This is a genomic window from Pontibacter sp. YIM B11418, from assembly GCF_059278805.1.
The window spans coordinates 573,338-596,809 of sequence record NZ_JCAEMH010000001.1 but is presented as its reverse complement, the minus strand read 5'-3'; the positions used below and the strand labels follow the sequence as shown (position 1 = coordinate 596,809).

Genomic DNA, 23,472 nt, shown 5'->3' with positions numbered 1-23,472 from the left:
TTAATTATCATACAATGGCTAAAGAAACATTTGACCGTTCCAAACCGCACGTAAACATCGGTACAATCGGTCACGTTGACCACGGCAAAACAACTTTGACTGCTGCCATTACAACAGTTTTGGCTAATAAAGGTCTTGCTACACTTCGCGACTTCTCTTCTATTGATAACGCTCCAGAAGAAAAAGAAAGAGGTATTACTATTAATACTTCTCACGTAGAGTACGCAACTGAGAACCGTCACTATGCTCACGTTGACTGCCCAGGTCACGCTGACTACGTGAAGAACATGGTTACAGGTGCTGCACAGATGGACGGCGCTATCCTTGTGGTTGCTGCAACTGATGGCCCAATGCCACAGACGCGTGAGCACATCCTTCTTGCTCGTCAGGTAGGTGTACCTCAGCTAGTAGTATTCATGAACAAAGTGGACATGGTGGACGATCCAGAGCTTCTTGAGCTTGTTGAGATGGAAATCCGTGAGCTTCTTTCTTTCTATGACTTCGACGGCGATAACATCCCAGTTATTCAGGGTTCAGCACTTGGTGGCTTGAACGGTGATGCGAAATGGGTTGCTACTATTGAAGAGTTGATGGCTGCAGTTGATAGCTGGATTCCAATCCCAGCTCGTTTGACTGACCTTCCATTCTTGATGCCAGTTGAGGACGTATTCTCAATCACTGGTCGTGGTACTGTAGCAACAGGCCGTATCGAGCGTGGTGTTATCAACTCTGGTGAGCAGGTTGAGATCCTTGGTATGGGAGCTGAGAACTTGAAGTCAGTAGTTACTGGTGTTGAGATGTTCCGTAAGATCCTTGACAGAGGTGAAGCTGGTGACAACGTAGGTCTTCTTCTTCGTGGTATTGAGAAAACTGATATCCGTCGTGGTATGGTTATCTGTAAGCCAGGTTCTGTGAAGCCTCACACGAAATTCAAAGCCGAGGTTTACGTTCTTTCTAAAGAAGAAGGTGGCCGTCACACGCCATTCTTTAACAAGTATCGTCCACAGTTCTACTTCAGAACGACAGACGTTACTGGAGAGATCATGCTGCCAGAAGGTGTAGAAATGGTTATGCCAGGTGATAACATCACTATTGATGTGACTTTGATCAACGCTGTGGCGATGGAGAAAGGCCTTCGTTTCGCTATCCGTGAGGGTGGTAGAACAGTAGGTGCCGGTCAGGTAACTGAAATCATTGCCTAAATAATATTAAACAAGCCCGTTTCTGGAATCTTTTTCGGGAACGGGTTTGTTTTTAATATTCTTTTAAATAAATTTGCACTCCAATTAAAATTGGTGTGCATTTTTTTACGGGTGTAGCTCAATTGGTAGAGTAGTGGTCTCCAAAACCATTGGCTGGGAGTTCGAGTCTCTCCACCCGTGCAATATTAAATTTATTAAAGCGAAGGCGATGAGCAAAGTAAAAGGCTACATAGACGAGACAGTGGAGGAAATGAAAAACAAAGTTTCATGGCCTGCATATTCTGAACTACAGAATAGTTCTGTATTGGTGTTGATCGGGTCTTTGATATTTGCTCTGGTTGTTGGAGCTATGGATTTTGTTTTTGACTCTACGCTGTCTTGGTTTTACAACCAGTTTTAATCTAGGTCTATGGCTGATTTAAAATGGTATGTGGTTCGCGCAGTTAGCGGACAGGAGAAAAAAGCAAAAGCGTACCTTGAAAACGAAGTCGTAAGGCAAAATCTTGGCGAGTACGTTCCCCAGGTTCTCATACCAGCCGAAAAGGTGTATGAGATGCGGGGTGGGAAGAAAAAGATCCGAGAGAGAAACTTTTTCCCAGGCTATGTCCTTGTACAAGCTGATCTTTCGCATGGTGAAGCTGAGCACATTATCATCAGTACACCAGGCGTTATAGGTTTCCTTGGATCAAACGAGGGAGGCCAAAATAAAAAGCCGGTTCCGCTGCGCCAGACAGAAGTAAACAGAATACTGGGTACTGTTGATGAAGCAGAAGAGCAGGCAGAAGTGTTGGATACTCCATTCTTAGTTGGAGAAATGGTGAAAGTGATGGACGGTCCTTTCAGTGGATTCTCAGGTACTGTGGAGGAAGTGTTCGAAGAACGTAAGAAACTCAATGTTATGGTGAAAATATTCGGCCGTAACACACCAGTTGAGTTGAATTACATGCAGGTAGAAAAAGAATCGTAGTAAATACAAATAATGGCAAAGGAAATAAAAGGTTACCTGAAACTTCAGGTAAAGGGAGGTGCCGCGAACCCATCGCCACCGATTGGACCTGCACTTGGTTCTAAAGGTCTTAACATCATGGAGTTCTGTAAGCAGTTTAATGCTAGAACACAGGATAAGCCAGGACAAGTGTTACCAGTGTTGATTACAATATACGCAGATAAGTCCTTCGACTTCGTTATTAAGACGCCCCCTGCTCCGGTATTGTTAATGGATGCTGCTAAAATTAAGGGAGGTTCGAAAGAGCCTAACCGTAACAAAGTAGGTTCAGTTACATGGGATCAGGTGAGAGAGATTGCAGAGCTGAAAATGCCTGACTTAAATGCTTTCAAACTGGAGGCCGCCATGAAGATGGTTGCTGGTACAGCGAGAAGCATGGGCATAACAGTGTCTGGAAACGCTCCGTGGAACGAATAATTAGAGTTAAAGGATAATGGCGAAGATTTCAAAGAACAGGAAAGCAGCTTTAGAAAAGGCTGACCTGACAAAAGAGTATTCTTTAACAGATGCGGCTTCAGTAGTAAAAGATATCACTTTTACCAAGTTTGATGCCTCTGTTGATATTGATGTACGCTTAGGCGTTGACCCTCGCAAAGCCGACCAGATGGTTCGTGGTATCGTTACCCTCCCACATGGCACCGGTAAAGACGTAAAAGTACTGGCATTGGTAACACCTGACAAAGAGCAGGAAGCCAAAGATGCAGGAGCTGACTTCGTAGGTCTGGATGATTATATCCAAAAGATTGAAAAAGGCTGGACAGATGTAGATGTGATCATCACGATGCCTGCCGTAATGGCTAAAGTTGGCCGTTTAGGTAGAATTCTGGGTCCTCGTAACCTGATGCCAAACCCTAAGTCTGGTACAGTTACACAAGACGTTGCTAAAGCAGTAAAAGAAGTAAAAGCCGGTAAGATCGACTTTAAAGTTGACAAGTATGGCATCATCCATACGAGCGTTGGCAAAGTTTCCTTCTCTCCAGAGCAGCTAGCTGCTAACGCTGCTGAAGTAATTGCTACACTGAACCGCCTGAAGCCATCTTCAGCAAAGGGTACTTACATTAAGAGCATAACATTGTCTAGCACAATGAGCCCGGCCGTAATCGTTGACAAGAACGCAACTATCTAAGAACATGACCAGGGAAGAAAAAGAGATAATTGTTAAAGACCTGAGCGAGAAGTTAGCGAACACTAACTATTTCTATATCACAGATGCGTCTACCATGAGCGTAGCCGGCATCAACCAGTTCAGGAGAATGGCCTTTGAAAGAGGCCTCGAGTACAAAGTTTACAAAAACACTTTCATTAAGAAAGCATTAGATACCCTAGAAGCGGACACTACTTCTCTGGAAGAAGTACTGAAAGGTTCATCTGGTATCGTGTTTTCTGCTGAATCAGGAAATGCTCCTGGTAAGCTGTTGAAAGACTTTAGAAAGAAAGGCAATGCACTTCCATTGTTGAAGGGTGCCTACATTGATGGCGGTATTTACGTTGGTGAAAGCCAACTTGATACACTTGCCAGCATCAAGTCTAAGAACGAGCTTATCGGTGATATCATTGGCTTGCTTCAGTCTCCAGCTAAGAATGTTGTTTCTGCTCTTCAGAGCAGCGGCGGCAAACTAGCCGGCATCCTGAAAACCCTATCTGAAAAAGAATAATTTAAAAACGTAATCAATAAGTAACTTTTAATTTCAATAAAATGGCAGATTTGAAAGCATTCGCTGAGCAGTTAGTAAACTTAACTGTGAAAGAGGTTAATGAACTAGCTACAATTCTTAAGGATGAGTATGGTATCGAGCCAGCTGCTGCTGCTCCAGTTATGATGGCTGGTGGTGGTGCTGCTGAAGGAGGAGCTGCTGCAGAAGAAAAAACTTCTTTTGACGTAATCCTTAAGTCAGCTGGTGCATCTAAGCTTGCAGTAGTTAAGCTTGTAAAAGAATTGACTGGTCTTGGCCTGAAAGAAGCTAAAGAATTGGTAGACGGCGCTCCTAAGCCTTTGAAAGAAGGCGTAGACAAGAACGAAGCTGAATCACTGAAGAAATCTTTGGAAGAAGCTGGTGCTGAAGTAGAGGTTAAATAATCTCACTTACCAACATACCGACAACAGGTAGACCTGGCAGTTTCGTCAGGTCTTTTCCTGTTTGTATATGGATTCAAATTTGAATCCTTTTTTTGCCCGTAACCAATTCCAAGGTTATGTGCTGGAATCATATTGTAAACGTTAAAATTCCATGGCTTTGGCTAAGAATAAAACGACAGAGCGAATCAATTTTGCCTCGATCAATCCGGTGATCGACTACCCTGACTTCCTAGATGTTCAGCTACAGTCGTTTCAGGATTTCTTTCAGCTGGAAACTCCGGCAGAAAATAGGGCACAGGAAGGATTGTTCAAGGTGTTTGCCGAGAACTTCCCAATTTCTGATTCTCGGGAAAACTTTGTTCTCGAATTTATCGACTATCATATAGACCCTCCGAAATACTCTGTTGATGAGTGTATTGACCGAGGGCTCACTTATTCGGTTCCACTTAAGGCAAAGCTTCGTCTGATTTGTAACGATGAGGACAATGAGGACTTTGAAACAATTGAGCAGGAAGTGTTTTTGGGTAACATCCCATACATGACCGAGAAAGGCTCATTTGTGATTAATGGTGCTGAACGTGTTATTGTATCCCAATTACACAGATCACCAGGCGTGTTCTTTGCACAAAGCAAGCACACGAACGGTACAAAACTGTATTCTGCCAGAATTATACCTTTCAAAGGTTCTTGGGTTGAGTTTGCTACAGACGTGAATAACGTGATGTATGCTTACATCGACCGTAAGAAGAAATTCCCTGTAACTACATTGCTTCGTGCAATCGGCTATGGTACGGACAAGGACATTCTCGATCTGTTTGGTCTTTCAGAAGAATTGCCTGCAACGAAGGCAAATCTGAAAAATGCCATCGGCAGAAAGTTGGCTGCACGTGTGCTCCGCACATGGACAGAAGACTTTGTGGATGAGGATACCGGCGAAGTGGTTTCAATTGACCGTAACGAGGTACTGCTTGAGCGTGACTCTGAAATCTCGCAGGATGATATCGATGTTATCGTTAGTTCCGGTACGAAGTCTATCATTCTTCACCGCGAGAATGTAAACATTGCAGACTATGCGATTATCTACAACACACTTCAGAAAGATAACTCGAACTCTGAGAAGGAAGCAGTAGAGCAGATCTACCGTCAGCTTCGGAACACGGAAGCACCTGATGAGGAAACTGCACGCGATATCATTCAAAAGCTGTTCTTCTCTGATAAGCGTTACGACCTGGGTGAAGTTGGTCGTTACAGAATTAACAAGAAACTGGGTCTCGACACGAACTGGGATGCGAAGGTTCTCACAAATGAGGATATCGTACTGATCGTGAAATACCTGATTGGTTTGATCAACTCCAGAGCTGTAGTGGATGATATTGACCACTTGAGCAACCGTCGTGTAAGAACGGTAGGCGAGCAGCTTTATGCGCAGTTTGGTGTTGGTCTTGCCCGTATGGCAAGAACAATCAAGGAGCGTATGAACGTGCGTGACAACGAAGATTTCAAGCCGGTTGACCTGATCAACGCGCGTACGCTTTCTTCTGTGATCAACTCGTTTTTCGGAACAAACCAGTTGTCTCAGTTCATGGACCAGACAAACCCATTGGCAGAAGTGACGCACAAGCGTCGTGTGTCTGCACTGGGGCCAGGCGGTCTGTCAAGAGAGCGTGCCGGTTTCGAGGTTCGTGACGTTCACTATACCCACTATGGCCGTCTGTGTACAATTGAAACACCGGAAGGTCCGAACATCGGTCTGATATCTTCTCTGTGCGTGCATGCTCGTGTGAATCACATGGGCTTCATCGAAACACCTTACCGCAAGGTAAACGAAGGTATAGTAGAGATGGACGGTACCGTTGAGTATCTGACCGCAGAAGAAGAGGATACCCACCACATCGCACAGGCTAACGCCATTATCGATGATAAGGGTAACTTTATTAATGATAGAGTGAAGGGTAGATTTGAGGGTGACTTCCCTGTGGAAGAACCTAATACCTATACCTACATGGACGTTGCTCCGAACCAGATTGTATCAGTAGCGGCATCGTTGATTCCTTTCCTGGAGCATGATGACGCCAACCGTGCCCTGATGGGTTCAAACATGCAACGCCAGGCCGTTCCACTCTTGAAGGCGGAAGCCCCAATTGTAGGTACCGGTTTGGAAAGAAGAGCCGCTATTGACTCAAGAGCGCTAGTTATCGCTGAAGGCGATGGTGTGATTGACTTCGTAGATGCGAATAAGATTGTTGTAAAATACGATCTGACGGAAGATGAGAAGTTGGTTGCTTTTGATGCGGAGTATATCACATACAACCTGATCAAGTTCAGAAGAACGAACCAGGATACCTGCATTAACCTGACGCCGATTGTTTATACTGGTCAGCGCGTGACAAAAGGCCAGCCGCTTTGCGAAGGTTATGCCACTAACAATGGTGAACTGGCGATCGGCCGTAACATGCAGGTGGCGTTCATGCCATGGCAAGGTTACAACTTCGAGGATGCTATTGTTATCTCTGAAAAAGTAGTAAGAGATGATATCTTTACTTCGATCCACATCGAGGAATTTGAGCTGGAAGTTCGTGAGACGAAGCGTGGTGAAGAAGAACTTACTTCTGAGATTCCGAACGTGAGCGAGGAAGCCGTGAAGAACCTGGACGAGAACGGTATTATCCGTATCGGTGCTGAGGTTCGAGAAGGCGATATCCTGATTGGCAAGATCACACCAAAAGGTGAGACTGACCCGACTCCGGAAGAAAAACTGCTGCGTGCGATCTTCGGTGACAAAGCCGGTGATGTGAAGGATGCCTCGCTTAAGGCGCCGCCATCACTGAACGGTGTAGTAATCGAGACCAAACTTTTCTCCAGACCTAAGAAAGACAAAAACCTGCGGGCTAAGTCTAAGAAAGAGGTTGAAGAGCTGAAAGTAAAATACTCGAAGGATCTGAATGTTATCAAGAACGTAATGGTTGATAAACTGGTGGGTTTGCTGGAAGGCAAAACGTCTCAGGGCATCAAGCACAAGTTCGGCGACGAGATTCTGACGAAAGGTGTGAAGTTCACCAGAAAGAACATCATCGAGGCCCTGTTCCCTGAGAAGAACCCATATAAGGACGAAAGTAACTATGCGGTTCCTGAGGAAGTGAACATGTTCAAGGATCTGATTTTGGAAAACTGGACTGCCGACGAAAAGACTAACAGCATGCTGTTAGAGCTTGTGAAGAATTACAACAAGCGCCGCAACATCACTTCTGCACACTTCAAGCGTGAGCGTTTCACACTGGAAGTAGGAGATGAGTTGCCAGCAGGTATAGTGCAGCTAGCCAAGGTATACATCGCGAAGAAGCGCAAGCTGAAAGTGGGTGATAAGATGGCCGGTCGTCACGGTAACAAAGGTGTAGTAGCCCGTATCGTGCGTGAAGAGGATATGCCATTCCTGGAGACAGGTGAACCAATGGATATCGTGCTGAACCCGCTGGGTGTACCTTCAAGGATGAACATCGGTCAGATCTATGAAACTGTACTGGGTTGGGCTGGTAAGAAACTGGGTAGAACTTATGCTACTCCGATCTTCGACGGCGCCACTGAAGACCAGGTACAGGCCGAACTGAAAGAAGCAGGTCTGCCAAGCTTCGGTCGTACATACCTGTACGATGGTCTGTCAGGCGATCGTTTCGACCAGCCGGTAACCGTAGGTGTGATTTACATGCTGAAACTGGGTCACTTGGTTGACGATAAGATGCACGCCCGTTCTATCGGTCCATACTCGCTGATTACACAGCAACCATTGGGTGGTAAAGCCCAGTTCGGTGGTCAGCGTTTTGGTGAGATGGAAGTGTGGGCGCTTGAAGCATTCGGTGCTTCGAACGTACTGCAGGAAATACTTACAGTGAAATCTGACGACGTGATCGGCCGTGCGAAAGCCTACGAGGCAATCGTGAAAGGCGACGTGTTGCCAAAACCAAATATCCCGGAATCATTCAACGTACTGATTCACGAGTTAAGAGGTCTGGCACTCGAGATCACCTTAGAGTAGTAAAGTATAAGCTGAGCGCCCTGGCAAGAATCGGGGCGCTTAGCGCACTTTATACACAATTGCTGTAAGGCACATTCATTGTATCGACATTATTGTAATAATATGGCATTTGCAAAAAACAAAAAGCTAACTCAGGACTTCTCCAAAGTAACGATAAGCCTGGCTTCTCCAGAGTCGATTCTAGAGAGATCAAATGGCGAGGTTACAAAGCCTGAGACAATCAACTATAGAACCTATAAGCCTGAAATGGGTGGTCTGTTCTGCGAAAGAATATTCGGACCCGTTAAGGACTGGGAATGCCACTGCGGAAAGTATAAGAGAATCAGGTATAAAGGTATCATCTGCGACCGTTGCGGTGTGGAGGTTACTGAAAAGAAAGTGCGTCGCGAGCGTATGGGCCACATCGAGCTTGTAGTTCCTGTAGCGCACATCTGGTACTTCAAGTCTCTTCCAAACAAAATCGGTTATCTGCTGGGCTTGCCAACCAAGAAGCTTGACCAGATTATCTATTATGAAAGATATGTAGTTATCCAACCGGGTATTTTGGCAGAAGACGGTGTGAACACACTGGACTTCCTGACAGAAGACGAATATCTGGATATGATCGACAAGCTCCCACGCGAGAACCAGATGTTGGATAACAACGATCCAAACAAGTTCATCGCGAAAATGGGTGCAGAGTCACTGCAAATGCTGTTGGAGCGCACGAACCTGGATGACTTGTCATACGAGCTTCGTCACGCAGCAGCGCACGAGACATCGCAGCAGCGTAAGGCTGAGGCGTTGAAGCGTCTTCGTGTAGTGGAAGCATTCCGTGATGCAACTACCAGAATCGAGAACAGACCTGAGTGGATGATCATCCGCATGGTGCCTGTTATTCCGCCAGAGCTTCGTCCGCTTGTTCCGTTGGATGGTGGCCGTTTCGCTACATCGGATTTGAACGACCTATACCGTCGTGTTATCATCCGTAACAACCGTCTAAAGCGTCTGATCGAGATCAAGGCTCCTGAAGTAATCCTTCGTAACGAGAAGCGTATGCTCCAGGAAGCGGTTGACTCTCTGTTTGACAACTCACGTAAAGTGAACGCTGTTCGTGCAGAAGGTAACCGTGCGCTGAAGTCGCTTTCTGACATGCTGAAAGGTAAGCAAGGACGTTTCCGTCAGAACTTGCTTGGTAAGCGTGTTGACTACTCTGGCCGTTCAGTAATTGTGGTTGGTCCTGAACTGAAGCTGCACGAGTGCGGTCTGCCTAAGAACATGGCAGCCGAGCTCTTCAAGCCGTTCATCATCCGCAAGCTGATCGAAAGAGGTATAGTAAAGACTGTAAAGTCAGCTAAGAAGATAGTAGACCGTAAGGACCCTGTTGTTTGGGATATTCTGGAAAATGTGCTGAAAGGCCATCCAGTGCTCCTCAACCGTGCTCCTACACTCCACAGATTAGGTATACAGGCCTTCCAGCCAAAACTGATCGAGGGTAAGGCGATCCAGTTGCACCCACTGGTGTGTACGGCATTCAACGCCGACTTTGACGGTGACCAGATGGCGGTGCACGTTCCACTCGGACCTGCTGCTGTACTGGAAGCCTCTATGCTGATGCTTGCTTCGCATAACATCCTGAACCCTGCTAACGGTGCGCCTATCGCGGTACCTTCTCAGGACATGGTACTTGGTCTATATTATGTATCAAAAGGAAAGCGTAGCACAGAGAAGGAAAATATACCTGGTGAAGGCATGAGCTTCTACTCTGCGGAGGAAGTGATCATTGCCATCAACGAAGGGCGTCTGTCTAAGCAGGCATATATTAAAGTAAGAGCGAAGATAAAGGACGAAAAAGGCGAACTGGTTACTAAACTTATAGAGACGGTTGCCGGTCGCGTTATCTTCAACCAGTTTGTTCCGGAAGAAGTTGGATACATTGATGAACTGTTGACAAAGAAAAAACTTCAGCAGATCATCTCCAGAGTGTTCAAAGAGACGGGTATGGCCCGTACCGCTCACTTCCTGGACGATATTAAAACACTAGGATTCCAGTCTGCCTATAAAGGCGGTCTGTCAATGGGTCTGGGTGATATCCAGATTCCAGCTGAAAAAGACATCCTGGTAGCCCAGGCCAAGAAAGATGTAGATGCTGTATGGCAGAACTACTCGATGGGTCTGATCACAGACAATGAGCGTTATAACCAGGTTATTGATATCTGGACCCGTATCAACAACCAGATCACTGAAACGTTGATGCGCCGACTGGAGAATGATGACCAAGGCTTTAACTCGATCTTCATGATGATGCACTCTGGTGCTCGTGGTTCGAGAGAACAGATCCGTCAGTTGGGTGGTATGCGTGGTCTGATGGCGAAGCCTCAGAAATCATTGCAAGGCTCAGTAGGTGAGATTATCGAGAACCCGATCCTTTCGAACTTTAAGGAAGGTCTGGATGTAATCGAGTACTTCATCTCGACGCACGGTGCCCGTAAAGGTCTTGCCGATACAGCCCTTAAAACTGCGGATGCTGGTTACCTGACTCGTCGTCTGGTAGACGTATCGCAGGACGTAATCGTGAACGAGGAAGACTGCGGTACGCTGAGAGGTCTGGAAGTGAGTGCACTGAAAGATAACGAAGACATTGTGGAGTCGCTCTCTGAGCGTATTTTGGGACGTGTGACGGTACACGATGTATACGATCCAATCACCAATGAACTGATCGTAGAGTCTGGTTCAGAAGTGACAGAAGAAGTTGCGCGTGCCATTGAGAACACAGCGATTGAAACCGTTGAGATCCGTTCGGTGCTGACTTGTGAGTCGAAGCGTGGTATCTGTGCCAAGTGCTATGGCCGTAACCTGGCAACAGGCTTTATGGTGCAGAAGGGCGAGGCTGTAGGTGTAATCGCAGCACAGTCCATCGGTGAGCCTGGTACTCAGCTGACACTCCGTACATTCCACGTGGGTGGTACTGCCTCAAACATTGCGGTGGATGCCATGATCCGTGCCAAATTTGCTGGTAGAGTAGAGTTCGAGGATGTTCGTACAATTGATACGATCAACAACGAAGGTGAGCCAGTGAAGGTAGTAATGGGGCGTTCAGGTGAAATTAAGATAGCTGATCCGGCTACCGGAAAAATGCTTATCAGTAATCACGTGCCTTACGGGTCATTTATTACAGTAAATGAAGGCCAGGAAGTAGAGAAAAATGATCAGCTGTGTATATGGGATCCATACAACGCGGTTATTCTTTCAGAGTTCGATGGTGAGATTGCTTACGAGTCGATCATTGAAGGTATAACTTACCGTGAGGAATCAGATGAGCAGACAGGCTACCGTGAAAAGGTAATTATCGATACAAAAGATAAGACACAGAACCCTGCTATTATCGTGAATCCGAAGAGTGGCGAGCCAAAAGGCTACAACATTCCGGTGGGAGCTCACTTAACAGTAGAGAACGGCGAGAAAATCAAAGCCGGTCAGATTCTGGTGAAAATTCCACGTGCGATCGGTAAGACAAGGGACATTACAGGTGGTCTTCCACGTGTGACGGAACTGTTCGAGGCGCGAAACCCATCTAACCCAGCCGTAGTGTCTGAGATCGACGGTGTGGTAACCTATGGTAGCGTGAAGCGTGGTAACCGTGAAATCTACATCGAGTCGAAAGACGGCGTGAAGAAGAAATACATGGTGCCGCTTTCCAAGCACATCCTGGTACAGGACAACGACTTCGTTCGTGCAGGTATGCCGCTGTCAGATGGCGCCATTACGCCAAGCGACATCCTGAATATTCAGGGTCCTGGCGCCGTGCAGGAGTACCTGGTGAATGAGATCCAGGAGGTATACCGTCTGCAGGGTGTGAAGATCAACGACAAGCACATTGAGGTAGTTGTACGCCAGATGATGCAGAAGGTAGTGATCATTGACGCAGGCGATACGAGCTTCCTGGAGCATCAGGTAGTGGACAAGATCAACTTCATGGAAGAGAACGACCGCATCATTGACATGAAAGTGGTGGAAGATGCAGGAGACTCTTCGAGCATGAAGCCAGGCCAGATTGTGACGGCAAGAAGATTGCGTGACGAAAACTCCAGCTTGAAGCGAAGAGACTTGAAATTGGTTACTGTGCGTGATGCATCGCCAGCCGTTTCGCGTCCAACGTTGCAAGGTATAACCCAGGCTTCTTTGGGTACACAGAGCTTTATATCGGCCGCATCGTTCCAGGAAACTACGAAGGTACTGAGCGAAGCAGCAATTAAAGGTAAAGCGGACGAACTGTTAGGTCTAAAGGAAAACGTGATCGTTGGTCACCTGATTCCGGCCGGTACAGGTCTGCGCGAATACCAGAATCTGATTGTTGGAAGCCAGGAAGAATACGATTCATTAGTAGAATCAAAAAAATCTGGAGTAGGGAGCCGCGCCAAGCAGCAGGAACTTCAGAATAACAGATAAGCAGGTATGGCAGAGGAACTAAAAAATCAGAATCAAATCAACATCGAGCTTTCGGAAGAGATAGCGGAAGGAGAATACGCCAATCTGGCTATGATTGCCCATTCGAGTGGAGAGTTTGTGATTGATTTTATACGACTGATGCCAGGATTGCCCAAAGCAAAAGTTAAATCCAGAATCGTTATCACGCCGGAGCACGCCAAAAGATTATTGGCGGCTCTGGCCGATAACATTCAAAAGTTTGAAAGCAGCTTTGGGGAAATTAAGCCGGCAAAAGACGCACCTTCCTTCCCGATGAACTTCGGAGGAACAGTGGGTGAAGCCTAAGGTGCTAATAATTAGTGGATTAAAATTTTGAAATTGCAAGGCGATTTTCATACCTTTGCAGACCAAAATTTAGAGTGAAAAATATCTTATAATTAACAAATTATAAATGCCTACTATACAGCAATTAGTAAGAAAAGGTAGAGAGAAACTGACTTATAATTCTAAGTCTCCTGCCTTAGACTCATGCCCACAACGTCGTGGCGTATGCACAAGAGTGTACACAACCACTCCTAAGAAGCCAAACTCAGCTATGCGTAAGGTAGCCAGGGTAAGACTTACAAACGGTAAAGAAGTGAACGCTTATATCCCTGGTGAGGGCCACAACCTTCAGGAGCACTCTATTGTGCTGATCAGAGGTGGTAGAGTAAAAGACCTTCCAGGTGTTCGTTATCACATCGTACGTGGAGCTCTGGATACTGCCGGTGTAAGCGGTCGTCTTCAGTCACGTTCTAAGTACGGTGCTAAAAGACCTAAGCCAGGCCAGCCAGCTGCTGCTGCAGGTAAGGGTGGTAAGAAAAAATAATTGTTAGAGTTATAATATAATGAGAAAAGCAAAGCCTAAAAGTAGAGTTCTCCTTCCAGATCCAAAGTTCAAAGAGACCCTGGTAACACGTTTCGTAAACTATCTGATGGAAGATGGTAAGAAAAGTATTGCTTATGGTATCTTCTATGATGCTGTAGAATTAGTAGAGCAAAGAACGAAGGAGAACGGCCTTGAGACTTGGAAGAAAGCATTGAACAATGTGATGCCAAGCGTAGAGGTAAAGAGCCGCCGTGTAGGTGGTGCTACTTTCCAAGTGCCGACTGAGGTTCGTCCGGACCGCAGAGTATCTCTTGGTATCAAGTGGATGATTTCTTACGCTCGCAGGAGAGGTGAGAAGACAATGAAAGACAAATTGGCTGGCGAAATTATCGCAGCTGCAAAAGGTGAAGGTGCTGCCGTGAAGAAGAAAGACGACACGCACAGAATGGCCGAGGCAAACAAAGCATTCTCACACTTTAGATTTTAATTAATGGCAAGAGACTTAAAATACACACGCAATATTGGTATTGCCGCTCACATTGACGCCGGTAAGACCACAACAACAGAGCGTATACTGTATTATACAGGTAAATCACACAAGTTGGGTGAGGTTCACGAAGGCGGTGCAACCACTGACTGGATGGAGCAGGAGCAGGAGCGTGGTATCACAATTACGTCTGCTGCGGTAACTGTGAACTGGAATTATAGAGGACAGCCATACCACATAAACATCATTGATACGCCAGGTCACGTGGACTTTACCGTAGAGGTAAACCGCTCACTGCGTGTACTGGATGGATTGGTTTTCCTTTTTAGTGCAGTTGACGGTGTAGAGCCTCAGTCTGAGACAAACTGGAGACTTGCTGATAACTACAAAGTAGCTCGCATTGGCTTCGTGAACAAGATGGACCGTTCAGGAGCTGACTTCCTTGCTGTGTGCAAGCAGGTAAAGGAAATGCTGGGAAGCAATGCTGTAGCGCTTCAATTGCCAATCGGTTCAGAAGAAAACTTCAAAGGAGTGGTTGACCTCGTGAATAACCGTGGTATCATCTGGAATGAAGCAGATAAGGGCATGACCTTTACTGAAGTGCCGATTCCAGAGGACATGGTAGAGGAAGCCGCAGAGTACAGAGAAAAGTTACTAGAAGCGGTAGCAGAGTACGACGAATCTTTGATGGAGAAATACTTCGAAGATCCAGACTCGATTTCTGAAGATGAAATTCTTGCTGCCCTTCGTGCGGCAACAATCGATATGGCCATTGTGCCTATGTTGTGCGGTTCATCATTTAAGAACAAGGGTGTACAGACAATGCTTGATTATGTGATGGCGTTGATTCCATCACCTATGGACAAAGAAAGCATAATAGGTACGGACCCAGACACAGGTAATGAGATCTCTCGCAAGCCAAGTGCGTCTGAGCCATTTGCAGGTTTGGCTTTTAAAATTGCCACTGACCCTTATGTAGGCCGTCTTTGCTTTGTAAGAGCGTACTCAGGCATACTGGAATCTGGATCCTATATTTACAACACAAGGTCTAATAATAAAGAGCGTATTTCCCGTATCTTCCAGATGCACGCCAACAAGCAGAACCAGATCGAAAGATTAGAAGCTGGTGATATCGGAGCGGTTGTAGGCTTTAAGGATATAAAGACTGGCGATACTCTTTGCGATCAGAACGCTAAAATCGTTCTAGAGTCAATGGACTTCCCAGAGCCAGTAATCGGTTACGCTATTGAACCTAAAACACAGGCGGACTCTGATAAAATGGGTATGGCTATTGCCAAGCTTGTTGAAGAGGATCCAACGCTTCAGGTTAATACTGACGAGGAAACAGGTCAGACCATCCTTAGAGGTATGGGTGAACTTCACCTGGAGATCATCATCGACCGTATGAAGCGCGAGTTCAAAGTAGAACTGAACCAGGGTGCGCCTCAGGTAGCTTATAAAGAAACCATCACCAAGTCAGTAGAGCACAGAGAAGTGTTCAAGAAGCAGTCTGGTGGTCGTGGTAAGTTTGCCGATATCGTGTTCACTATGGGACCACGTGAGGATGGCAAGCAAGGACTAGAGTTCGAAAACGCGATTGTAGGCGGTGTTATTCCAAGAGAATTCATCCCAGCGATACAGAAAGGTTTCGAGGAGTCAATGAAGAATGGTATTCTGGCTGGCTTCCCGATCGACTCCATGAAAGTTCGCCTATTCCATGGTTCATTCCACGACGTTGACTCTGACTCACTTTCTTTTGAACTTGCTGCACGTCAGGGCTTCAAAGAGGCAGGTAAGCAGTGTGCTCCTAAGCTACTTGAGCCTATCATGGCTGTGGACGTTGTAACTCCTGACGAATACACAGGTCCTGTGACTGGTGACTTGAACAGAAGAAGAGGTATCATGAAAGGTATGGATACAAAAGGAACCTCATCGGTAGTGAAAGCAAACGTTCCGCTTTCAGAACTGTTCGGTTATGTAACAGACCTTCGTACTATCACTTCAGGTAGAGCTACGGCTTCTCTTACTTTCTCTCATTACGAGCAAGTACCACAAAACCTGGCCGATGGCATCATTGCTAAATTAAAAGGAACTGCAGCTAAATAGTAGTAAAAGATAATGAATCAGAAAATTAGAATTAAACTCAAGTCTTACGACCACAACCTGGTAGACAAGTCTTCAGAGAAGATTGTAAAGGCTGTAAAGGCTACTGGTGCAATCGTAAGCGGTCCTATTCCTCTTCCAACTGAGAAGGATAAATTCACTGTACTTCGTTCACCACACGTTAACAAGAAGTCAAGAGAGCAGTTCCAGCTTTGCACGTACAAGCGACTGGTTGATATCTACTCTACTAGCTCTAAAACAGTTGACGCCCTGATGAAGCTTGAGCTTCCAAGTGGTGTAGATGTTGAGATCAAAGTTTGATAAGATCACACATGATAAGGAAAAGAGAACCTTCGGGTTCTCTTTTTTTATGTGCTGATTAATAATATTTTAGACAAATGTTGTTAAAGAATTTTAAAATTCATTAACTTTGCACTCCCTTAGCAAAAGCTGAGGGGTGAAATTATTATATCCATCTTTTAAAAAACAAGTTGAATGCCTGGAATTATCGGTAAAAAAATCGGAATGACAAGCCTCTTCACAGCAGATGGTAAATACACGCCAGTTACGCTTATTCAAGCAGGCCCATGTGTAGTTACTCAGGTGAAGACGGTTGAGACTGATGGCTACGCAGCTGTGCAGCTTGGCTATGGCGACAAAAAGCTTAAGAGAGTAACGAAAGCAGAAGCTGGTCATTACAAGAAAGCTAATACGTCAGCTAAGAAAAAAGTTGCTGAATTCGATACAGAAGGAGTGTCACTGAATCTGGGAGATACAGTTGATGTGAATCTGTTCGAAGAAGGAGAGTTTATTGACGTGGTTGGCACATCAAAAGGTAAAGGTTTTCAAGGTGTTGTAAAGCGCCATAACTTTGCCGGTGTTGGTGGTCAGACGCACGGTCAACACAACAGAGCAAGACACCCTGGTTCAATTGGTGCATGCTCTTGGCCATCAAGAGTATTTAAAGGAATGCGCATGGCTGGCCGTATGGGCGGTAACCGTGTGAAAATTCAAAACCTGACGGTAGTGCGTGTTATCGCAGACAAAAATCTGTTAGTAGTTAGTGGCTCTGTTCCTGGTGCCAAAAATTCTTACGTGTTAATTGAGAAATAAAATGGAGCTTTCTGTATTGAATATTAAAGGTGAGGATACAGGTAGAAAGGTAACACTTTCTGATGCTGTGTTTGGTGCTACACCAAATGAGCATGCGATGTATCTTGACGTGAAGCAGTACCTGGCAAATCAGAGACAGGGAACGCACAAGTCCAAAGAAAGAAACGAAGTTGCTGGATCTACAAAGAAGATCAAAAAGCAAAAAGGTACTGGTGGTGCTCGTGCAGGTAGCTTGAAAGCTCCTCTTTTTGTTGGTGGCGGTAGAGTGTTTGGTCCTAGACCAAGAAACTATAGCTTTAAACTGAACAAAAAACTGAAAGAAGTGGCACGTGTTTCAGCGCTTTCATTATTGGCGAAAGACAATAAAGTGTCTCTTTTAGAATCTTTCACATTTGAAGCTCCAAAGACCAAAGAATTCAAGAATATACTGAGCAACCTGAAGGTAGAAGGCAAAACTTTAATCGTGCTACCTGCAGTTGATAAGAATGTTGTTCTTTCTGGCCGCAACCTGAACAAAGTGAAGATTTCAACAGCTGGCGATTTAAATACATATGATCTGCTGAATACAGACCGTGTACTGCTGGTTGAAGATTCAGTTAACATTATTGAAAACCTCTTAAGCGCATAATATTATGATTCTGAAGAAACCGCTTCTGACGGAAAAGTTCGCTGCCATGACCGAAGTTGGAAAGTATGCTTTCGAGGTGAACATCAAAGCCAACAAAGTAGAAATCAAAAAGGCAGTTGAGAAACTTTATGGAGTTACCGTTGAGAAAGTAGCTACCATGAAAACGCAGGGCAAAGTTAAAAGCAAATACACCAAATCTGGTGCTGTAACTGGCCGTACGTCTTCCAAGAAAAAAGCAATCGTTACCTTGAAAGAGGGCGAAGTGATAGACTTTTACAGCAGCATTTAATTAAATAACAATGGCTTTAAAGAAGTTAAGACCAACAACACCAGGTCAAAGATTCCGCGTAGCGCCGGCGTTCGATGAGATCACGACAGCTACTCCAGAGAAATCTTTGTTGGCACCGAGTAAAAAATCTGGTGGACGCAATAACTCAGGCAGAATGACCTTGCGCTATTTGGGCGGTGGTCATAAGCAAAAGTACAGAGTAATAGACTTCAAGCGTACGAAGCACGGCGTGCCGGCTACTGTGAAGACTATTGAGTACGATCCGAACAGAACTGCTCGTATTGCTCTGCTATACTACGCTGATGGTGAGAAGAGCTACATCATCGCACCGTCAGGTATAGAGGTAGGCACAGTAATTGTGTCTGGCCCTGGTGTAGCACCAGAGGTAGGTAACTGCCTTCCATTATCTGATATTCCTCTAGGTACTATTGTACACAACATTGAACTACAGCCAGGCAACGGCGCAACCCTCGCAAGAAGCGCAGGCTCTTACGCGCAGTTGGTAGCAAGAGAAGGCCGCTATGCGACTATCAAGCTTCCATCTGGTGAGCTTCGCATGGTGCTGGTTAAATGCTATGCTACTGTAGGTACAGTTTCTAACTCAGACCACATGAACGTTAAGCTTGGTAAGGCTGGCCGTAACAGATGGTTAGGCAGACGTCCAAGAGTACGTGGTGTTGCGATGAACCCAGTCGATCACCCAATGGGTGGTGGTGAAGGTAAGTCTTCAGGTGGTCACCCACGTTCACGCAAAGGCTTACTGTCGAAAGGTCTGAAGACCCGTAGCAAGAAGAAGCATTCTGAGAAACTTATAGTTAATAGAGGAAAGAAATAGTAAATGGCTAGATCACTAAAAAAAGGGCCTTATATTGACTATAGGCTCGAGAAGAAAGTAGACGTGATGAATGAGTCTGGTAAGAAGACTGTTATCAAGACTTGGTCACGCAGATCCATGATTTCTCCAGATTTCGTTGGACATACATTTGCAGTTCATAACGGTAACAAATTCATACCAGTGTATGTGACTGAGAACATGGTAGGACATAAACTCGGTGAGTTTGCTCCAACCAGAAACTTTAGAGGTCACGTAGCTAAAAAAGATAAAGGAAAGCGATAATGGAAGCAGTAGCAAGACTTAAGAACGTGCCTACTTCTCCTCGCAAAATGCGATTAGTAGCAGGTTTGGTACGCGGTAAGAGCGTAAACAAAGCCCTTGGCTTATTAAAATTCGAAGCAAACTCAGGTGCTGCCAGAATCGAGAAACTTCTTTTATCTGCCTTAGCAAACTGGCAGCAGAAGAATGAAGATTCACGCATCGAAGATGCCAATCTTTTCATCAAAGAGATTTTTGTAGATGAAGGCAAAATGCTGAAGCGTCTTCGTCCGGCTCCACAAGGACGTGGATACCGCATCAGAAAGAGATCTAACCACGTGACACTCGTGATAGACAGCATGACTGAAGAGCAATTCGAGCAACAGCAATCTAAGAAATCTAAAAAAGCCAATAAGTAAGAATATGGGACAGAAAGTAAATCCGATCGGTTTTCGCCTAGGAGTTATCAAAGGTTGGGATTCTAACTGGTATGGTGGCAAAGATTTCGCTGAGAAGCTGGTTGAAGACGAGAAAATCAGAAAATATATTTTAGCGCGTATCCCTAAAGGTGGCATTTCTAAAATCATTATTGAAAGAACCCTTAAGCGCATCACTATTACTGTTAACACAGCCCGCCCAGGCGTTGTGATTGGTAAAGGTGGACAGGAAGTAGATAAGATCAAGGAAGAGCTTAAGAAACTTACTAACAAAGATGTTCAGATTAACATTTTTGAAATTAAGCGTCCGGAGCTTGATGCTAAACTGGTAGGCGAGTCAATCGCCCAGCAGCTGCAGGCTCGTATCTCTTTCCGTCGCGCCATGAAGCAGGCAATTGCTTCTGCTCTGCGTGTTGGTGCTGAAGGTATCAAGGTGCAGGTTTCAGGTCGTTTAGGCGGTGCTGAAATGGCCCGTACGGAGCACTACAAAGAGGGAAGAACTCCTCTGCACACGCTTCGTGCTGATATCGACTATGCATTGTCTGAAGCCCAGACTGTATATGGTAAGCTTGGTATCAAAGTTTGGATCTTCAAAGGCGAAGTTTATGGTAAGAAAGATCTTACTCCAAACGCTGGTCTAGAGACCAAGGGTGGACCAGGTGCACAAAGCGGAAGTGGTGACAGAAGAAGCCGTGGTGGCGAGCGTGGCGACCGTAAGAAAACGGACGGAGCAGCGAAGCCGCGTAAGCGTCGTCAATAATTGATTGATAACATTATTAAGTTTTAGAAAATGTTACAGCCTAAAAGGACTAAATATAGAAAAATGCAAAAAGGCCGCGTGAAAGGTCTGGCTCATAGAGGCAGTACTATTTCATTTGGTTCTTTTGCCATCAAATCTCTTGAAGCATCTTGGATTACCAGCCGCCAGATTGAAGCCGCTCGTATCGCCATGACAAGAGCAATGAAACGTGAGGGTCAGGTTTGGATCCGTATTTTCCCTGATAAACCTATTACGAAGAAGCCTGCAGAGGTTCGTATGGGTAAGGGTAAAGGTTCGCCTGAATATTGGGTAGCCGTTGTTAAGCCAGGTACCATCATGTTCGAATCTGACGGTGTACCTCTGGAAGTAGCTCAGGAGTCATTGAGACTAGCTGCACAGAAGCTGCCAGTTAAAACAAAGTTTGTAGTACGTAGAGATTACGTTGAGAAATAGTATATGAAAAATTCAGAGATTAAAGCTTTGTCTTTAGAAGAGCTGAAAGAGAAGCTTAATACGGAGCACACAACCATGCAGAACCTACGTTTCGCACATGCTATCTCTCCGTTGGAAAATCCGATGAAAATCCGTGAGACGAAGAAATCTATCGCTCGTCTGAATACTGAGATTCGTCGCCGTGAAATTGAAGCTAACTCTTAATACTTAATAGAAATCATGGAAGAGAGAAATCTTAGAAAAGAAAGAAGTGGTAAGGTTGTTAGCAACAAGATGGACAAATCTATCACTGTATTAGTGGAAAGCAGAATGAAGCACCCGATCTACGGTAAGTTCGTTAGCAAGTCCACCAAGTTCATGGCTCATGACGAGAAAAACGAGTGCAACATCGGTGATACCGTTCGCATTCAGGAGACGCGTCCTCTTAGCAAGACAAAGAACTGGCGTTTAGTAGAAATTATAGAAAGGGCGAAATAAGATGATACAGCAGGAATCAAGATTGAACGTAGCCGACAACAGTGGAGCTAAAGAAGTTCTTTGCATCCGCGTTCTAGGTGGTACAGGAAAGAAATACGCTTCTATCGGTGATAGAATAGTAGTAACTGTAAAGTCAGCCCTTTCTTCTGGAAACGTTAAAAAGGGAACTGTTTCGAAAGCAGTTATTGTAAGAACTAAGAAGGAGATCAGAAGAAAAGACGGTTCTTATATCCGTTTCGATGACAATGCCGCTGTTCTTCTGAACGCTAACAACGAGCCACGTGGTACACGTATTTTCGGACCAGTAGCGCGTGAGCTTCGTGAAAAGCAATTCATGAAAATTGTTTCGTTGGCACCTGAAGTTCTTTAATCATTAATTCAGACATCAAGATGAATAAGAAAAAACTTCATGTAAAAACTGGCGATACAGTTAAAGTAATTGCCGGTGACGACCGCGGAAAAACAGGCCGCATTACAGCTGTTAACATAGAGAAGCAAAGAGTAACTGTAGAGGGTATCAACATGGTGACAAAGCATGCTAAGCCTAGCGCCAAGAATCCTCAAGGTGGAATCTCCAAAATGGAAGCTCCTATTCACGCCAGCAATGTAGCTTTGGTAGACTCTAAGTCAGGTGAAACTACTAAGGCAGGCAGAAGAAAAAACAGCGAAGGTAAAACAGAGCGTTATTCTAAAAAATCAGGAGAAGTAATCTAATATGGCAACTGCAAGATTTAAAGAAAAATATCAGAAGGAGGTTGTACCTGCTCTGCTAGAAAAGTTCCAGTATAAGAACGTTATGCAGGTGCCTAAGATCACTAAGATCTCCATTAACAAAGGTATCGGCGCTGCTGTAGCTGATAAAAAACTGGTTGACATCGGGGTAGAAGAACTTACAACCATTTCTGGTCAGAAGGCTGTTGCTACTATCGCTAAGAAATCAGTTTCTAACTTCAAGCTTCGTGAAGGCATGCCAATTGGCGCCCGTGTGACACTAAGAGGTCAGCGTATGTACGAATTCATGGACCGTCTTTTGACAATCGCTCTTCCAAGAGTACGTGACTTCAGAGGCGTAAATGATAAAGGATTCGATGGTCGTGGTAACTATACACTAGGTGTTAAGGAGCAGATCATTTTCCCAGAGATCAGCATCGATAAAATTAAAGCCATTAGTGGTATGGATATTACCTTCGTAACTACTGCTCAGACAGATGAGGAGAGCTACGAGTTGCTTAAAGCGTTTGGTATGCCTTTCACTAATATTAAGAAATAAGAAAATGGCTAAAGAAGCAGTAAAAGCGAGAGAGCTTAAAAGACAGAAATTAGTAGCTAAGTACGCTGCGAAGCGTGCAGAACTTAAAGCTAAAGGAGATTACGAAGGACTCGACAAGCTTCCTAAGAACTCTTCTCCTGTAAGACTACACAATCGTTGCAAGTTAACCGGAAGGCCACGTGGCTACATGAGAAAGTTTGGTATTTCTCGTGTTACTTTCAGAGAGCTTGCTTCTGCTGGTAAAATCCCTGGCGTAACAAAGTCCAGCTGGTAATTTTTTCTTAAGAAACTAAGAAAGAAGAAAAGATATTCCTATCTTTGCCGCTCGCTTAGAAAAAAGCAATAAAGATTTAAGTGATTCATAATGAACTCAGATCCAATAGCAGATTATTTAACTAGAGTGCGTAATGCCATAAAGGCAAACCACAGAGTAGTTGAAATACCATCTAGCAATATCAAGAAAGAGATAACAAAAGTATTGTACGACAAAGGATACATTCAAAGCTATAAGTTTGAAGATTCTTCTGTACAAGGTACTATTAAGATCGCTCTGAAATACAATCCTACCACTAAGCAGTCTGCTATTGTGAAACTTGAGAGGATTAGTAAGCCAGGGCTTCGCAAGTACACTGGAAATGACAACCTGCCACGCGTTCTGAACGGATTGGGTGTAGCTATCTTGTCAACTTCCAAAGGTGTAATGACTGAAAAAGAAGCCAAGTCACTGAATGTAGGTGGTGAGGTGTTGTGTTACGTTTACTAATAGGAGGAT

The 23,472-nt window shown here is 45.0% G+C and carries 29 protein-coding genes and 1 tRNA gene; all 30 read left to right on the top strand.

Annotation, left to right across the window (positions count from 1 at the left end; translation table 11 throughout):
• Positions 1–14 precede the first annotated feature (14 nt).
• The 30 genes from tuf to rpsH all read left to right on the top strand — a co-directional run bounded on the left by tuf (position 15) and on the right by rpsH (position 23,463).
• Entirely contained in the window at positions 15–1,202 is a 1,188-nt protein-coding gene (gene tuf / locus AC4QZR_RS02660) for an elongation factor Tu (protein WP_253400901.1), read from the top strand.
• 107 nt (positions 1,203–1,309) lie between these two features.
• A tRNA-Trp gene (locus AC4QZR_RS02655) sits at positions 1,310–1,382 on the top strand.
• 28 nt (positions 1,383–1,410) lie between these two features.
• Complete coding sequence (secE, locus tag AC4QZR_RS02650) at positions 1,411–1,602, top strand: preprotein translocase subunit SecE (protein WP_188501539.1); 192 nt, start codon at positions 1,411–1,413, stop codon at positions 1,600–1,602.
• A gap of 9 nt (positions 1,603–1,611) precedes the next feature.
• A complete protein-coding gene (nusG, locus tag AC4QZR_RS02645; RefSeq protein WP_253400900.1) occupies positions 1,612–2,169 on the top strand; it encodes a transcription termination/antitermination protein NusG in 558 nt (185 codons plus the stop codon).
• A 12-nt stretch (positions 2,170–2,181) separates the two neighbouring features.
• Positions 2,182–2,625 carry a 50S ribosomal protein L11 gene (gene rplK / locus AC4QZR_RS02640; protein WP_007654322.1) on the top strand — a complete coding sequence of 148 codons (444 nt, stop codon included), beginning with the start codon at positions 2,182–2,184 and terminating at the stop codon, positions 2,623–2,625.
• 16 nt (positions 2,626–2,641) lie between these two features.
• Positions 2,642–3,334 carry a 50S ribosomal protein L1 gene (rplA, locus tag AC4QZR_RS02635; RefSeq protein ID WP_007654321.1) on the top strand — a complete coding sequence of 231 codons (693 nt, stop codon included), beginning with the start codon at positions 2,642–2,644 and terminating at the stop codon, positions 3,332–3,334.
• Positions 3,335–3,338: 4 nt separating this feature from the next.
• Positions 3,339–3,863, top strand: coding sequence for a 50S ribosomal protein L10 (gene rplJ, locus AC4QZR_RS02630; RefSeq protein WP_253400899.1), 525 nt, complete (start codon positions 3,339–3,341; stop codon positions 3,861–3,863).
• Between the two features lie 41 nt (positions 3,864–3,904).
• Positions 3,905–4,285 (top strand): 50S ribosomal protein L7/L12, encoded by a 381-nt coding sequence (rplL, locus tag AC4QZR_RS02625; RefSeq protein WP_007654319.1) that lies wholly within the window; start codon positions 3,905–3,907, stop codon positions 4,283–4,285.
• A gap of 151 nt (positions 4,286–4,436) precedes the next feature.
• Positions 4,437–8,315: a DNA-directed RNA polymerase subunit beta gene (gene rpoB, locus AC4QZR_RS02620; RefSeq protein WP_371927305.1), complete on the top strand. Its 3,879-nt coding sequence runs from the start codon at positions 4,437–4,439 to the stop codon at positions 8,313–8,315.
• Positions 8,316–8,417: 102 nt separating this feature from the next.
• Positions 8,418–12,743 carry a DNA-directed RNA polymerase subunit beta' gene (gene rpoC / locus AC4QZR_RS02615; protein ID WP_494479509.1) on the top strand — a complete coding sequence of 1,442 codons (4,326 nt, stop codon included), beginning with the start codon at positions 8,418–8,420 and terminating at the stop codon, positions 12,741–12,743.
• Positions 12,744–12,749: 6 nt separating this feature from the next.
• Positions 12,750–13,067: a DUF3467 domain-containing protein gene (locus AC4QZR_RS02610; RefSeq protein WP_188501544.1), complete on the top strand. Its 318-nt coding sequence runs from the start codon at positions 12,750–12,752 to the stop codon at positions 13,065–13,067.
• Positions 13,068–13,173: 106 nt separating this feature from the next.
• Positions 13,174–13,590: a 30S ribosomal protein S12 gene (gene rpsL, locus AC4QZR_RS02605; protein WP_250427896.1), complete on the top strand. Its 417-nt coding sequence runs from the start codon at positions 13,174–13,176 to the stop codon at positions 13,588–13,590.
• Between the two features lie 19 nt (positions 13,591–13,609).
• On the top strand, positions 13,610–14,077 hold the full coding sequence (gene rpsG / locus AC4QZR_RS02600; RefSeq protein WP_076669252.1) for a 30S ribosomal protein S7: 468 nt from the start codon (positions 13,610–13,612) through the stop codon (positions 14,075–14,077).
• Between the two features lie 3 nt (positions 14,078–14,080).
• Positions 14,081–16,183, top strand: coding sequence for an elongation factor G (gene fusA, locus AC4QZR_RS02595; RefSeq protein WP_494479508.1), 2,103 nt, complete (start codon positions 14,081–14,083; stop codon positions 16,181–16,183).
• Positions 16,184–16,195: 12 nt separating this feature from the next.
• Positions 16,196–16,501 (top strand): 30S ribosomal protein S10, encoded by a 306-nt coding sequence (gene rpsJ / locus AC4QZR_RS02590; RefSeq protein WP_007654312.1) that lies wholly within the window; start codon positions 16,196–16,198, stop codon positions 16,499–16,501.
• A gap of 174 nt (positions 16,502–16,675) precedes the next feature.
• Positions 16,676–17,293, top strand: a complete 618-nt coding sequence (gene rplC, locus AC4QZR_RS02585; RefSeq protein WP_116541568.1) for a 50S ribosomal protein L3 — start codon at positions 16,676–16,678, stop codon at positions 17,291–17,293.
• A 1-nt stretch (position 17,294) separates the two neighbouring features.
• Entirely contained in the window at positions 17,295–17,921 is a 627-nt protein-coding gene (rplD, locus tag AC4QZR_RS02580; RefSeq protein WP_494479507.1) for a 50S ribosomal protein L4, read from the top strand.
• A gap of 1 nt (position 17,922) precedes the next feature.
• The gene (gene rplW, locus AC4QZR_RS02575) at positions 17,923–18,210 is read left to right on the top strand and encodes a 50S ribosomal protein L23 (RefSeq protein ID WP_253401941.1); all 288 of its coding nucleotides are present in this window, start codon (positions 17,923–17,925) and stop codon (positions 18,208–18,210) included.
• A gap of 10 nt (positions 18,211–18,220) precedes the next feature.
• Positions 18,221–19,045, top strand: a complete 825-nt coding sequence (gene rplB, locus AC4QZR_RS02570) for a 50S ribosomal protein L2 (protein ID WP_253400894.1) — start codon at positions 18,221–18,223, stop codon at positions 19,043–19,045.
• A 3-nt stretch (positions 19,046–19,048) separates the two neighbouring features.
• A complete protein-coding gene (gene rpsS / locus AC4QZR_RS02565) occupies positions 19,049–19,327 on the top strand; it encodes a 30S ribosomal protein S19 (RefSeq protein WP_188501548.1) in 279 nt (92 codons plus the stop codon).
• Positions 19,327–19,722 (top strand): 50S ribosomal protein L22, encoded by a 396-nt coding sequence (gene rplV, locus AC4QZR_RS02560; protein WP_188501549.1) that lies wholly within the window; start codon positions 19,327–19,329, stop codon positions 19,720–19,722. The genes rpsS and rplV overlap by 1 nt, the downstream gene beginning before the upstream one ends.
• Positions 19,723–19,726: 4 nt before the next feature.
• Entirely contained in the window at positions 19,727–20,500 is a 774-nt protein-coding gene (gene rpsC / locus AC4QZR_RS02555; RefSeq protein WP_076669267.1) for a 30S ribosomal protein S3, read from the top strand.
• 30 nt (positions 20,501–20,530) lie between these two features.
• Positions 20,531–20,953, top strand: a complete 423-nt coding sequence (rplP, locus tag AC4QZR_RS02550) for a 50S ribosomal protein L16 (protein ID WP_116541563.1) — start codon at positions 20,531–20,533, stop codon at positions 20,951–20,953.
• 3 nt (positions 20,954–20,956) lie between these two features.
• On the top strand, positions 20,957–21,157 hold the full coding sequence (gene rpmC, locus AC4QZR_RS02545) for a 50S ribosomal protein L29 (protein WP_188501550.1): 201 nt from the start codon (positions 20,957–20,959) through the stop codon (positions 21,155–21,157).
• A gap of 15 nt (positions 21,158–21,172) precedes the next feature.
• Positions 21,173–21,430 (top strand): 30S ribosomal protein S17, encoded by a 258-nt coding sequence (gene rpsQ, locus AC4QZR_RS02540; RefSeq protein ID WP_220626035.1) that lies wholly within the window; start codon positions 21,173–21,175, stop codon positions 21,428–21,430.
• Between the two features lies 1 nt (position 21,431).
• Entirely contained in the window at positions 21,432–21,800 is a 369-nt protein-coding gene (gene rplN / locus AC4QZR_RS02535) for a 50S ribosomal protein L14 (protein ID WP_076420876.1), read from the top strand.
• 20 nt (positions 21,801–21,820) lie between these two features.
• Positions 21,821–22,144, top strand: coding sequence for a 50S ribosomal protein L24 (gene rplX / locus AC4QZR_RS02530; protein ID WP_220626036.1), 324 nt, complete (start codon positions 21,821–21,823; stop codon positions 22,142–22,144).
• A gap of 1 nt (position 22,145) precedes the next feature.
• Complete coding sequence (gene rplE, locus AC4QZR_RS02525) at positions 22,146–22,700, top strand: 50S ribosomal protein L5 (RefSeq protein WP_116541561.1); 555 nt, start codon at positions 22,146–22,148, stop codon at positions 22,698–22,700.
• Positions 22,701–22,704: 4 nt separating this feature from the next.
• Positions 22,705–22,974: a 30S ribosomal protein S14 gene (gene rpsN / locus AC4QZR_RS02520; protein WP_188501552.1), complete on the top strand. Its 270-nt coding sequence runs from the start codon at positions 22,705–22,707 to the stop codon at positions 22,972–22,974.
• A 90-nt stretch (positions 22,975–23,064) separates the two neighbouring features.
• Positions 23,065–23,463 (top strand): 30S ribosomal protein S8, encoded by a 399-nt coding sequence (gene rpsH / locus AC4QZR_RS02515; protein ID WP_188501553.1) that lies wholly within the window; start codon positions 23,065–23,067, stop codon positions 23,461–23,463.
• Positions 23,464–23,472 lie beyond the last annotated feature (9 nt).